This window comes from Gluconobacter sp. P1C6_b (assembly GCF_018811945.1).
In the GTDB taxonomy this organism is placed as follows: Bacteria; Pseudomonadota; Alphaproteobacteria; order Acetobacterales; family Acetobacteraceae; genus Gluconobacter.
This window is the reverse complement of sequence record NZ_JACRVU010000021.1, coordinates 1-12,719: the sequence shown is the minus strand read 5'-3', so window position 1 is coordinate 12,719 and position 12,719 is coordinate 1. Positions and strand designations below refer to the sequence as shown.

Sequence of the window (12,719 nt, the reverse complement as noted above, 5' to 3'; positions counted from 1 at the left end):
TATCACTGCTGTTGGCTATACCGGCATGAGCCTCCCATGGACTTATGGACAGCCGTTCCACGGCCGCTCGCGTCCTGATGGACAGCCCTGCAGGCTGACTACAGGGCGCGGCTCTGCCCACAATTCCACAGGTTCAACATCAACAAGAATTTTTCTTCTTAGAAGAAAGTTGCCCGTGCCGATGTGCTTCCCTAACGGAAGTCCCGTGCCTTCAGCAGCTCCGATCCCTGAAGCGATGGCGTGCGGTCTTCCAGACTGAGCACAACGACATGGATCACATCGCCTTCCTTCTGAAGCCGTCCCTTGCAGGCCAGAAGACGGGACGCGAGAAGAGGAAGCCGGTGTTTCTCCTGCACATCCTTCCAGACAATCAGATTGGCTGTGCCGGTTTCGTCCTCGATCGTGACGAACATGGTGCCGTTGGCCGTCCCTGGCTTCTGCCGCATCAACACCAATCCGGTGAGCTGGATCCGGCGTCCATCCCGTAGATACGGAAGATCCCCACAACGAACGCCCCCTTCTTTTCGTAAGTCCTCCCGGAGGAACGCGACGGGATGCCCGTTCAGACTGAGTCCCGTCGCCCGGTAGTCCTCATGCACCGACGCCCGCTCTGACATCAGTGGCAAGGTAATCTCCGGCTCGATCACCTCCGGCAGCGGAAAGTTCCGTCCCCGATCCGCTGCCTCAAACAACGGCAGGGCCGTGTCCGCCAACCCTTTGATTGACCACAGGGCTGCACGGCGCATTTGCCCGAACACCCGAAACGCATCAGCCTCCGCCAGACATTCCAGGGCTGTCACATGCACATCCGCACGGCGCCAGACATCGTCAATACTCTCATAGTCCGGCATCCGGGCCGCAATCAGGGCGGCCCCATGGCCGTTCGCCAGCCCCTTCACCATCCGAAAGCCCAGCCTTACGGCCGCATGCCGGCCGGTGCGGGTCCGCTCCAGCGTGCAGTCCCATCGTGAAGCGTTGATACAGATCGGTCGGACTTCCACCCCATGGCGCTGTGCGTCCTGAACGATCTGCGAGGGGGCATAAAATCCCATGGGCTGGCTGTTCAGCAGGGCGGCACAGAACACATCCGGGTAATGGCATTTCATCCAGGCCGAGGCATAGGCAATCAGAGCAAAGGAGGCGGCATGGCTTTCGGGGAAGCCATAGCTGCCAAAGCCTTCAAGCTGCGCGAAGGTCTGCTCGGCAAAGTCCTGCTCATAGCCATTGGCCAGCATGCCGTTCACCAGCTTGTCCCGGAACGGTGAGACCCCGCCCGTCATCTTGAAAGTCGCCATGGCGCGGCGTAGCTGATCCGCCTCGCCTGCCGTGAAGCCCGCGCAATGGATGGCCACCTGCATGGCCTGCTCCTGGAACAGCGGCACGCCCAAGGTTTTGCCAAGGATTCCGCGCAGGGTCTCGGACGGATAGGTGACAGGCTCCAGTTTCTCACGCCGGCGCAGATAGGGATGGACCATGTCGCCCTGGATCGGCCCCGGCCGCACGATCGCCACCTGGATCACCAGATCATAGAAGGTCGCAGGCTCCATGCGCGGCAGCATCGACATCTGCGCCCGGCTCTCGATCTGGAAGGTACCGAGCGTATCGGCCTTGCGGATCATGGCGTAGGTCTGCGGATCCTCGGCCGGGATCGAGGCGAGATCCATGCGGGTCTGGTAAAAGTCGTGCAGCAGCTCGAAGCCGCGACGCAGACAGCCCAGCATGCCCAGGCCCAGAACATCGACCTTCATAAAACGCAGCGCGTCAATATCGTCCTTGTCCCAGACAATGATCTGCCGTCCTTCCATGGCGACCGGCATCAGGGGGACGAGTTCATCCAGCCGGTCCTCGGTCAGCACGAAGCCGCCCGGATGGGTGCCGAGCTGGCGGGGAAAGCCCAGAAGCAGGCGCGCGAGATGGAAGGTCAGGAGCAGCCGCCGATCCTTCAGGTTCAGGCCAAGATCGGCCACGCGTGCCTTGCACAGATCCGGATCGGCCAGGGATGAGGCCACATGCTTTGAAAGCTGGCCCGTCAGATCCTCCGGCAGGCCCAGCACCTTGCCGACCTCGCGCAACGCGCCTTTGGGCTGATAGCGCTGCACCGTGGCGCACAGGGCGGCGCGATGGCGGCCGTAATGGCGGTAGATCCACTGGATGACTTCCTCGCGGCGGTCGCTCTCGAAATCCACGTCGATGTCAGGCGGCTCTTTCCGCTCGGCGGAAATGAACCGCTCGAACAGCAGACCCGAGCGCACCGGGTCAATGCTGGTGATGCCAAGCACATAGCAGACCGCCGAGTTGGCCGCCGATCCCCGTCCCTGACAGACAATGCCCAGAGCCCGCGCCTGGCGGACGATGGTGTTCACTGTCAGGAAGTAGGGCGCATAGTCCAGCGATCCGATCAGGCCCAGCTCATGGGCGAGCTGACGTTCCACCCCGGATGGAACCCCGGCCGGATAACGGCGCGGCAGGGCGGCCTGCACCAGGCGGGTCAGGGTCTCCTGTGCCCCTTCTTCCGGATGATCCGTCTCGGTGGGATACTGGTATTTCAGGTCATCGAGACTGAAAGCGCAGGCCTGCGCGATCCGGCGTGTGTTGGCCAGTGCCTCCGGAAAGGCGGCAAACAGACGCGCCTGCTCCTCCGGGGCTTTCAGGTGGCGATCGGCATGGGGCTGGCGGTGATCCCCGAGATCATCCAGCGTGCAGCCTTCCCGGATGGCGGTGACGACATCGAGCAGGATATGACGGCGCGCATCATGATAGAGCACGTTACCTGTCACCACACAGGCCAGGCCCTGTTGTTCTGCGATCGCGGCGAGCGCGTGCAGACGGGCCTGATCGCCCGGACGGCGCAGCAGGGTCAGGGCCAGATAGCGCCCCTCTTCTTCGCCTGCCCTTTGCCCCGGCAAAGCCAGCAGCTGTGTCATCTGTCTGGAAAGATCCGCCAGATCGTCGGGAGGCAGCAGGATCAGCAGCAGATCGGCGGCGGCCGGGGCGAGATCGCTCCAGTCCAGCACGAGCACATCCCGCTCACCCCGGTGATGGCCGAGCGTCAGGAGGCGACACAGAGACGCCCAGCCCACCCGGTTGCGGGGATAGGCCAGCAGGACGCTGCTATCCCGCAGGTCGAGGCGGCATCCCGGCAAAAGTCGCAGGCCCGCCTCGCGGGCGGCGAGATGGGCACGGACAACCCCGGCCACGGTGTGCCGGTCGGTCAGGCCGATCGTGTCATGGCCCAGGGCTTTGGCCTGGAAGACAAGCTCGTCCGGCTGGCTGCCCGAGCGCAGGAAGGAGAACGACGACGTCACCTGCAGTTCGACGTAAGGCGCGCTCATGTCTCAGCGCCGATGCGGATGGGGATGCCGACTGGTGTCTGGCGCGGTCGGCGGGGTGCTTCGCATCAGCACGAAGCCGCAGCGCTGCAGATGCTCGACCAGGCGTTCGGCCACAAGGCGGGCCATGAGTTCGTCGGCATCATGCACGCGGCGGCGGCCGTCATAGCGCAGGCTGTGCATCAGGGCATCGGCAATCTCGGCCGCATCAGCCGGGATCAGATCGTCAGGCCGTGTCATCAGAACAGACCCTGCAGGAACCAGTCCCCGGAGCCGGACCAGTCATGGATCCCGTCGCCCTGACGGAACAGCCACAGGCGTAGGCCGGTGGTGGTCTCGACCTGCCAGTAATCGCGCAAGGCGGCGTAGTCACAGGGAGTGCGCCACCACTCGCCCTGCACGCGCTCGGGGCCGTCAGCGGCAGCAATACGATGGGTCTGGCGTCTGAGCACGAACTGGCGCGGCGCACCGTCCGGGAGCAGGGCCGTGACCCGCACCCGGACGGGCAGATCGAACAGAATGTTCGGTCGCACCCAGAGCATCTGGCGCGCGTCGGCGCGTTCTGCCACGTCGCCCGGAGAAAGGCGAGACTGGGCCTCTTCCGGCCAGGCGGCGACCCGGGGGGCGAGCTGATAGACCGCGCGGACACCGGGCCGGTTCATCAGCCGGTCAATCAGGTTTGCCGGGAGAGTCTCCGTCTGAAGATCGTCTGTGTCCGGTAACACCGGGCGATCCGGCCCAGCTTCAAGGGGCTCGCTGACACTCACGGTCAGGGTGACGCCCTCGATGCCAAAGCCGGGATCAATCTGCGAAATCTGGTCTCTGAGGAGACGCAGGATCCGGGAGTTGTCTGAAGTCGGATCGGACGTACCAACCCGAATGGCCTGAACGGTGCTGTCAACGCGGACACAGACAAAATCGATCTGCCGCGCGCCTTCGCCGCGACGGGACAGCAGAGCGCAGGCTTCTGGCACAAGGGTCTCGATTACGGTTGCGATCGCCTCCGCTGTCCCGATCGGCTCGACAAGCGAGCGGGACAATGAGATCCGGTCGTGGATCTGAAATACGTTCAGCGGCCTCGCCTGACGGCCAAGGGCTTCATCCAGACAGGTCAGAAGTTTCGCGCCAAACCGCTTGGCCAGGGGCGCGCGCGGCAGATCGGCAAGGGCGCCGATGGTCTCCAGCCCCAGTCGCCTGAGACGCGCGACCGTCTCTTCTGCCAGCGGCAGCGCCGAACAGGGCAGACGTTCCAGCGCCCGCTTCTGCTGGCCGGGCGGGACGAGACAGACCCGGTTGATCCGGGATCGGGCCAAGGCACGCGAGGCGGCCGCGCTGTCACTGAGCGCGACCGAACAGACATGGCCCCGCTCTGTCAGGCGTTGCCGGACGAGCGACAGCATGGCTTCTTCGCCCCCGAACAGATGGTCGCAGCCGGTCGTATCACTGAACAGCCCGTCCGGTGCATCGAGGGCCGGAAGCGGCGAGAGCCAGAGCAGCCATGAACACAGCTCTGACAGGGCTTCGTTATCGGCTTCGTTGTCCTGTTCGGCACACAACAGATCCGGCACAAGGCTGCGGGCCTGGGCGAGCGGCAGGCCGGACGTCAGCCCTGCTGCCAGGGCCGCCGGACTGACGCCTGTGAGCATCTGGCGGTTGTGCTCAGGCGCGTGCACGACAAGCGGACGCTCGGCCGGGTAGTGCTCCGGCTGTGAGAGCTGAAGGCGCTCGGTGCGCCAGAAGGGCATCCACAGGGCGAGAAAACGGCGCATGATCGGGACAGTCGAGGAACCAGTGGGCGGGGCGTCCTCCACGCAGCCGCAGCAGCGAGACGGAAAGACGGCGGGGACCGGGTAGCGGCATCGCCAGTCCCGGCAGGAAGAGCGGCGCTGAGGGGGCAGACGTGACCTGCCATCGCGTGGCGCAGGCACAGGGATCCTTGCCGGGCGTGCGAGAGGGTGCGGCAGACCGCAGGAAGAAGCCGGTATTGCCACTCGCCTCGGCCGCCAGATTCAGACGCCGCACTTCCGTCAGGGAGGGAACGCGCGGGCCGCCTATCACGACGAGGGCATGTTCGGGGCTGCGCAGGATGTCTTCAGCGACAGCCAGAATACTGGCCTCATCGCTTTCAATGCAGACCAGGCGACGAAGTGAGATCCCGGTCTGGCGCAGTCCCCAGGCATGGAGCTGAGAGGGAACCGCACCGAGCCAGAAGACAGGCTGGCCGCTGTGGGCGAGCAGGGGCAGTAGCAGGGCGAGGCTGGCCCCGACCTCGAGCGCATCGGGCACCAGGACGTCATGCAGACTGGCGGTTCTGAGACCACCGCCCAAATGGTTATCGACCGGCTGCAGACCTGTTGGCAACATCCGGATTGTAGAATGGGGCAGGCTCCGACGCTCCAGGCATCGGACCTGCTCGCGCAGACGCGCCAGCGCGTTCGAAGTCATGGCTGTTCTCCTTAACGAGAACAGAAAGAGAACAAACGAACGTGGGACGCAAGTTAAATTTGATGCTCTACGGACAGGTGAAGGGCCCAAGCATGGCTTTGTAGAACCTCTCCGCCGAGCCTACCGGTCCTAAATTGTGAATTGCAGCGCATTTCCATTCAAGCGTCTCTCCAGTTCCTTTCGCCATGCGCTCCAGGGAAACCGGAAAGGCGGAAGAAGTCGCTGTGCGGGACCGCCTCTGTAAAAAAGGTGGAAACTGAAATAAGGCGCTTCCTCCCTCTCCTGATCAACCGCCAGCACGAATAGGCCGGGCCTCTCTTCTCTCAGATTCAGCGCCTCTTGAGCGCAATGAACTTTTAAGCGGAGGTGAAGGCCCTCCCTCATCGGTCTGAAAGCAAGGCAGTAGCCGTGGAGTTGTGGACAGCCGCCTTCACGGCGGTCACTCCCTTCCCGGGGACAGCTCTGACGAGCTGACCACAGGAAGCGGCTCTGCCCACAATTCCACCGCGCAATTACAAACAGGCTTTTTATTTTCCTGAGAAGGAAACGTGGGCGTAGTGGTCGGTGTTTTTCTTCCCACTATCTTTTTTGACGGGCACCGAAGCTCAGAACAGAAGAGTGCTCATGTGTAATCTGTACGCCCAGACCTCCTCGCAGGATGAGATCCGCGCCATTGCGCAGGTTCTCAGTGACCATACGGGCAATCTTCCGCCCATGCCCGACATCTATCCGGATTACGCGGCTCCGATTGTGCGCAATGGACAGGACGGCCGGGAGCTGGTTCTGGCCCGGTGGGGCATGCCATCGCCGGCGTTCGCCCTCAAAGGGCGCAAGGTTGACCGCGGGGTGACGAACATCCGCAATACGGCGTCTCCGCACTGGCGCCGCTGGCTGGGCGTTCCTCATCGCTGCGTGGTACCGTTTACGGCTTTCTCGGAACAGGCGCGTCAGGATGACGGATCGTTTCATCCAGTGTGGTTTGCCGCCGATGAGACGAAGCCTCTCCGCTTTTTTGCCGGGATCTGGACGTCCTGGACCTCGGTGCGCAAACTCAAGGAAGGCGAGGTCACGGTCGATCTTTTCGGCTTCCTGACCACGGAAGCCAACGCTGTGGTCGCGCCTTATCATCCCAAAGCGATGCCCGTCATTCTGGAACGCCAGGAGGAGATCGAAACCTGGCTGACGGCCCCCGCACCGGTCGCTCTGCAGCTCCAGAGACCGTTGCAAGAGTCATCCCTTCAGGTTCTTTGAGCAGACGAGGGGTCTAGCTGGCCCTCTGTCCCTTGAGGCGGGCGATTAGCCGGGAGCTTCTCAACATGGCTTCATCAGCCTGTTTCATGGCTGCAGCCAGATCCTCATAGTCGAACTGAACCGGGTCCAACCGCGTTGGCGGAAGAAGCTGCGTAATCTCTTCCTCCGGGATAGATTGCGTCGTGAAAGGATCATCCTTACGGGGCCGGCCGCGCTTGCGGCCGGGGATGGGGCGTGATGGAGGTTTCACAACGTCTCGGAGCGCTCCCATGCCAGCCAGACCAAACAGGCGATGAGCCGTTCGGTGCGTGACTTCCACAACAATGCCTCGGTCCTGGAATGCACTGAGAAGCTGCAGCGCGCTTTTCATCGACATGCCCAGACGATCCGCCAGCATAGAGGCAGACACGAGCGGCTGGATGGCCAGCACATTGACCGCTTGGGGCGCACGGGAATGACGACGCTGTGCGCCGCACTTATCAAGCGCCTGTGTCCTGGCTCGCTCCAGCTGGCGCAGAAGATCGAGCGCTTCTCGGACCTCGGCTAGAAGAGCATCGAGCCACCAGCACAGCCAGGGCTCGATCTCCCAAGGCGTTCCCGGGGTGAGTGCTTCTATGCCGGTCAGGATCAAGGGCGCCCGGAGAATATCATGGGAGTGCCAGTACCGGCTTAACGCCGCGCAGAAGGGAGCACGGGGGTGACCGGCCTGTAACCAGCGATGAAAAGCGATCCCCGCATCAAGGATCGATCCCCACCCTGATGACTGATCATTCAGGAACGCTTCGGCTTCGGTAATGGCACTCGCCTGCATAGCATCCGGGCGAGCGTACCAGCGCCAGAGCGTAAAGGCATGGGATGCCGCATCCACGGCGGTACCGCGTTCATAGCCGTCCTGGCCAACCACTTTCGGCACGAGGCCATGCAGTTCGGCAACCAGATACCAGGGATCGATCAGCCAGCCGTCAACAGCGCTATGGCGCTGAATCGCAACCAGGCGTTGCCGGAACAGGACGGCAGGTACAGCCGAGCCATGTCTCAGCGCCTGATCCAGACGTCCCAGTTCGAGACTGAAACGGGTGAGCCTCTCGGCGAACGGAGGAACCATTGATCCTATGAGGCGTCGCTTTTCGGATGGTCTCCAAGATGGACCTGCGTTTTGAGCGCTTCAAGGGAAATCGTCATTTGAGTCCTCGACCGGAAGGATGAGTCACAGGGCCTGATTTGCGCCACACTCCGAACAGGATGTCATGACTGTTTGTCTGAGAGACTTTTCCGTTATTTCACAGGCCGGAAGGCGCGCTGCGTCTCTCGCCTATGAGCCTTCAATACCACCAAGCGGCCCGTAGCAACAGCATTCAATTACCCTAATATCCTCAAAAGGTAAGTCTCAGTCTTTTTTCCAAAAATCGCCCCCTCTTCACCCCCTATGTCCGTTAATTCTTATTATCGGACATAGGGGTGGGGCACAAAAAAGACCCGCAAAGGTCTTTTCAAGGCGTGTTCCACGGACGCTCATGCAAGGACAAAGTCTGCTCACGGAAGGACAGCCTGATCGTCCCTGGCCCTCTTTGCGAGAGACATTCCAACTCACGCAGGTCTGTAACTATTCTGAGGCTCGCGGCTGACTTGGAGGGCTTATTGCCAGTCAGCTTACGATCAGCGAATGCGGATACCGGACATTCGCCTTATGGCGAGACCCGGTCAAGAATAGACTGTCGGGGATAGCTGCACCACAACAACAAGCAGACTTTGATTAACGAGGGCATGTAAGCGGAAGCGGCATTCGGAATGCTGGCAGCAAGCGCGCTGTTCGGATATTAAGGTGTGATGAGTAACCGCGACGAATTCTCCCGTAGCACAAAGAATGCAGTCGCGCTTCGCGCCAATCATCATTGTTCGTTTCGTGATTGCCCCCAGCCGACATCAGGCCCAAGCGATGAATCGCCCGAGGCTGTAAACATGATCGGTAAGGCAGCGCACATTCATGCTGCCGCCCCTGGACCAGGCGCGCGGCGCTATCTCGCGTCAATGACCCGCGAGGAGCGCACTCACATCTCCAATGCTATTTGGTTGTGTGCAACCCACGCCGACCTTATCGACCGGGACGAGGCGACCTACACAGCTGAAGTGCTTCGCGAGATGAAAGCCGAGCACGAGGGGAAGTGCGCCGAAAGACAGCGCAATGTCCTCTCAGTTGGGCAGCCCAATGCCGACCTTATCGCTATCGGACCCGACATCGTATTCGTTGGCAAATTTCTGGGCGTTGAAGGTGAAGTATGGAGCTTCCATCTGCAGAGCTTCATTGACGGCGATGTTCATAACTTGATCACGTTTGCCGATCGTTACGAACAAACCGCGGTCAAAGATCGATTTGTCCTTGTGAATGAGCTTGGAGACGGACGCGCGTTGAGGGCTAAGCCGTCTGTCACCAGGGAGACAACTGGCTGCTACACGGTTCGGTGTCTGGTTTTCCCGAGTGCCGAACGGATTCCAGCTGCCGACATTCCGAAGATGTGGGCATTGTCGGATAGCCATGACCTGATGACCAGCAACGGCAAATGGGCCATGGTGTCCGGCGTGGACGCCTTGCCGCAGCAGGTGAAGACGTGCCTATCGCATCAGATGGGCGAAAGCCCGTTTCACCGCGATTTTGGGACGAGGTTTGCCGAGTATTACAACCTGCTTGCTGGTTCACCGTGGCTTGATCGCTACCTGAATCTTGAGATAATCCGCTTGGCAGCAATCCCCTACTTCAACCCCACCGACAACCAGCAATACACTCCGCTTCTATGCGTCGAGCGCGTCTTTGGTATCCAAATTCTTGCTAACACGCCTACGAACAATTGGTTACCAATTCGCGTAAACCTCAGCGTCAAGGGCCTTGGGAGGTGGCAGCACGATCTTTCCGTCTGCATTCCATCGGAACCGATACAAAGGTGGTCCTTTGACGAGCTCCTTGCCGGCCCGTTCATTCGAGGCTGAACTGATGGTCTAGCGATGGGCTTTGACGTCGGCAGCGGGGACGCTGAACACCCCCTCTTGAGATCACTTTCTAGGGCAGCGCTTGCCCGGCTTGAAGCGGCTCTCAGCCCTTCTGCGACATCCATGCACGACGCAGCATGACTTACTCCCCGAAGCGGTGATAATCGTATAAGAGCTGCAAAAATTGGAAACCTGAATCATGCGGAGATACTATGCCACTGAACGAAAGGGCATCGCGGCCATTCAGGCCAAGTTGGCCGACCTTGAACTAATTTGGCGAGAAACTTCGACCGGAGATTTTGGCATCGACAGAGGTGGACCCCATTTTTCGGACAGGGCAATAAGCTCTCATGACCGTCATTAGGGGAGTGCAGTTGCAAGAAGCCTACACCATGACTGGTGTCTGGTGTGACCAAAAACTGATAGTGGACCTGACGGGTGTGCCGCGAGCCGATCGACGACGATTGATCATGCTCTCATCCGCGGGTTGGCTACCGCATTTCCCATTTCCGTCGTGGGCCTTCCTCTCTCTATAGACGGGCGTCGGTCGAAACCTGCCCCAGCTTACAACGAGGATTACCCATCTTGCCTGGTCTTCGCGGCACGCCCGTCAGGTCCAATAATCGGGCGCGGAATTCCCTATCAGATTGGCTGTATACGTCGACCGATATCCCAGATGAACCCGACCAGCTCGCGGGCGATCGCCGTAATCACTTTTGGCAGGGCCTTTCCGGTCGATGCCAACAAGCGGTAGCGCTGACAAAGACGGACCTGGGCTTTCCACGCGATGGCCCTGATATCCTCCGGCAAGCCTTCGACGCGCATTTGATATCGCCTCTCTTCGCGCGCCGGCAGGCGATACGACCATGCCGCCTCTACCAGCATCGCCCGTGCCTCCCGGTTCCCCGTCTTTGTTATCGCACCACGGCGGGTGCGGGCGCCGCTGGACGCCTCCGAGGGAACTAGGCCAAGCCAGCTCATCAGTTGCTTGGGCGTATCAAAGCGACTGAGATCGCCAATTTCGGCAACCAAGGTCGCGGCCACCACGAGCCCGACACCACGGAGGGCCTGCAACGCCTGAACCAGAGGAGCCAGCGACCATTGCGGCAGTGCTTCCACCAGCATGGAGTCCAGCCTGTCGCAGCGATGCTGTGCCTCCTCAATCCGTCGGATACCTTCACCGAACACGAATTGCTGATGCGGTGCGTCGAAGGCCTGCTCACTGAGCCAGCGCCAATGCGCCTTGGTCCAATTCGATCGCCCGGTGAATTTGCGCCCATGGCGAAGCAGGAAGCTCAATACTGTTTGCCGGCTGGCAACCAGATCCTGTTTCGCCTGCCGACGTCCCCGGATCAGATCCCGGATGGCTTCGTGCGCCTCGTCCGGCACCCAGATTGCTGTCAGTTCGCCCGAGCGCAGCAGGCGCGCCAGCATCTGGGCGTCTCTCCTGTCCGTCTTCACCCTGTAGGCTGGCTTGCGCGGTATTACAGATGGGGCGATGACGCTGCATTCCACGCCCAGGTCGGTCAACTGACGATAGATACCATATCCACAGCCGCCTGCTTCATAGCAGAAGTGGAGCGTGACATCGGGCGCTGCCAGGCGTGCCACCAGGCGCCGTATGGCATCGGGCGTGTTGGGAATAGTCCCGTGGAACCGGATCTCTCCCGATCGCCCGTCATTGGCGACCGCCACGGCAATTGTCTCCTTGTGAACGTCCAGGCCAATAAATTTCGCAGTCGACATTGTCATTCTCCTCTCCTGACAAAGTGAGCTTACGCTCCCCCTGACCTCGGAAAACGAGGCGAATGACGGTCATTGGGTCTATAATCCGACCTGAAAGAGGACGGGTTTTATGGGCAAGGTTACGCGCAAGAGGTATGCGGCGGAGTTCAAGTCACGGGTTGCGCTGGAGGCGATCCGTGGGGAGCTGACGCTGGCGGAACTGGCTTCGAAACATGGTGTGCATCAGACGATGATTGCCCAGTGGAAGCGCCAGGCAGTCGAGGGCATGGCGGCAACCTTTTCGGGGAAGGCGGTGTCTGAGCCCCTGGTCAGCCCTGCCGATGTGGAGAAACTGCACGCGAAGATTGGCGAGCTTCTCGTGGAACGGGATTTTTTACGCGATGCCTCTGTTCGGTTGGGCGTGATCAGAGGCGGCAGATGATTGACCCACAGCGTCCCCGGCTTTCGGTCGTGCGGCAATGCACGCTGCTGCATCTCAACCGGTCTGGCGTCTACTATCGGCCTGCGCCACAGAGCGAGGCCAATCTGGCGTTGATGCGGCTGATCGACGGCCAGTTCCTGGAAACGCCGTATTATGGCTCACGGCAGATGACATGGCATCTGCGCCGCCTGGGACATGAAGTGGGCCGCAAGCGGGTCCGGCGGCTCATGGGCCTGCGGGCGATCTACCAGAAGCCGCGCACGACCGTGCCCCATCCGGAGCATCGGAAATATCCCTATCTGCTGCGGGATCTGGTCATCAATCGGCCTGACCAGGTCTGGTGTTCCGATATCACATATATTCCCATGAAACGGGGATTTCTCTATCTCGTGGCGATCATGGACTGGTTCACGCGCAAGGTCCTGTCCTGGCGTCTGTCGAACACGATGGACGTGGAGTTCTGTATCGAGGCGCTACAGGATGCCCTCATGCGCTATGGCGCCCCGGACATTTTCAATACTGACCAGGGGTCGCAATTTACGACA

Annotated in this window: 8 protein-coding genes and 1 pseudogene; 3 read left to right on the top strand and 6 right to left on the bottom strand. The window is 60.9% G+C overall.

What is annotated here, in order from left to right:
- Positions 1-191: 191 nt before the first annotated feature.
- Genes KP701_RS12685 through KP701_RS12670 form a run of 4 tightly spaced genes read right to left on the bottom strand, consistent with a single transcriptional unit; the run spans position 192 to position 5,774 of the window.
- Entirely contained in the window at positions 192-3,332 is a 3,141-nt protein-coding gene (locus tag KP701_RS12685; protein WP_215747427.1) for an error-prone DNA polymerase, read from the bottom strand.
- Positions 3,333-3,335: 3 nt separating this feature from the next.
- Positions 3,336-3,569, bottom strand: coding sequence for a hypothetical protein (locus KP701_RS12680; protein ID WP_215747426.1), 234 nt, complete (start codon positions 3,567-3,569; stop codon positions 3,336-3,338).
- Positions 3,569-5,098 carry a DNA polymerase Y family protein gene (locus KP701_RS12675; RefSeq protein WP_252345610.1) on the bottom strand — a complete coding sequence of 510 codons (1,530 nt, stop codon included), beginning with the start codon at positions 5,096-5,098 and terminating at the stop codon, positions 3,569-3,571. Before KP701_RS12675 ends, KP701_RS12680 begins: the two co-directional genes overlap by 1 nt.
- Positions 4,989-5,774, bottom strand: a complete 786-nt coding sequence (locus KP701_RS12670; protein WP_215747425.1) for an ImuA family protein — start codon at positions 5,772-5,774, stop codon at positions 4,989-4,991. The genes KP701_RS12675 and KP701_RS12670 overlap by 110 nt, the downstream gene beginning before the upstream one ends.
- A 624-nt stretch (positions 5,775-6,398) precedes the next feature.
- Here KP701_RS12670 and KP701_RS12665 point away from each other — a divergent pair.
- Positions 6,399-7,025, top strand: a complete 627-nt coding sequence (locus KP701_RS12665; RefSeq protein ID WP_215747424.1) for an SOS response-associated peptidase — start codon at positions 6,399-6,401, stop codon at positions 7,023-7,025.
- A 13-nt stretch (positions 7,026-7,038) separates the two neighbouring features.
- Here KP701_RS12665 and KP701_RS12660 read toward each other — a convergent pair whose 3' ends face one another.
- Positions 7,039-8,130 (bottom strand): hypothetical protein, encoded by a 1,092-nt coding sequence (locus KP701_RS12660; RefSeq protein WP_215747423.1) that lies wholly within the window; start codon positions 8,128-8,130, stop codon positions 7,039-7,041.
- Positions 8,131-8,852: 722 nt separating this feature from the next.
- Between KP701_RS12660 and KP701_RS12655 the strand changes: the two genes are divergently transcribed.
- Positions 8,853-10,007, top strand: a complete 1,155-nt coding sequence (locus tag KP701_RS12655; protein ID WP_145994768.1) for a hypothetical protein — start codon at positions 8,853-8,855, stop codon at positions 10,005-10,007.
- A gap of 642 nt (positions 10,008-10,649) precedes the next feature.
- On the opposite strand, the gene KP701_RS12650 is transcribed toward KP701_RS12655, so the two are convergent.
- On the bottom strand, positions 10,650-11,759 hold the full coding sequence (locus KP701_RS12650) for an IS110 family transposase (protein WP_103143233.1): 1,110 nt from the start codon (positions 11,757-11,759) through the stop codon (positions 10,650-10,652).
- A gap of 103 nt (positions 11,760-11,862) precedes the next feature.
- Here KP701_RS12650 and KP701_RS12645 point away from each other — a divergent pair.
- A pseudogene (locus KP701_RS12645) lies at positions 11,863-12,719 on the top strand (IS3 family transposase); the annotation flags it as partial.

Coding starts and splice junctions, on each gene's coding strand:
- KP701_RS12685 (WP_215747427.1), bottom strand. CDS start 3,332: ATGAGCGCGCCTTACGTCGAACTGCAGGTGACGTCGTCGTTCTCCTTC.
- KP701_RS12680 (WP_215747426.1), bottom strand. CDS start 3,569: ATGACACGGCCTGACGATCTGATCCCGGCTGATGCGGCCGAGATTGCC.
- KP701_RS12675 (WP_252345610.1), bottom strand. CDS start 5,098: ATGCGCCGTTTTCTCGCCCTGTGGATGCCCTTCTGGCGCACCGAGCGC.
- KP701_RS12670 (WP_215747425.1), bottom strand. CDS start 5,774: ATGACTTCGAACGCGCTGGCGCGTCTGCGCGAGCAGGTCCGATGCCTG.
- KP701_RS12665 (WP_215747424.1), top strand. CDS start 6,399: ATGTGTAATCTGTACGCCCAGACCTCCTCGCAGGATGAGATCCGCGCC.
- KP701_RS12660 (WP_215747423.1), bottom strand. CDS start 8,130: ATGGTTCCTCCGTTCGCCGAGAGGCTCACCCGTTTCAGTCTCGAACTG.
- KP701_RS12655 (WP_145994768.1), top strand. CDS start 8,853: ATGAGTAACCGCGACGAATTCTCCCGTAGCACAAAGAATGCAGTCGCG.
- KP701_RS12650 (WP_103143233.1), bottom strand. CDS start 11,759: ATGACAATGTCGACTGCGAAATTTATTGGCCTGGACGTTCACAAGGAG.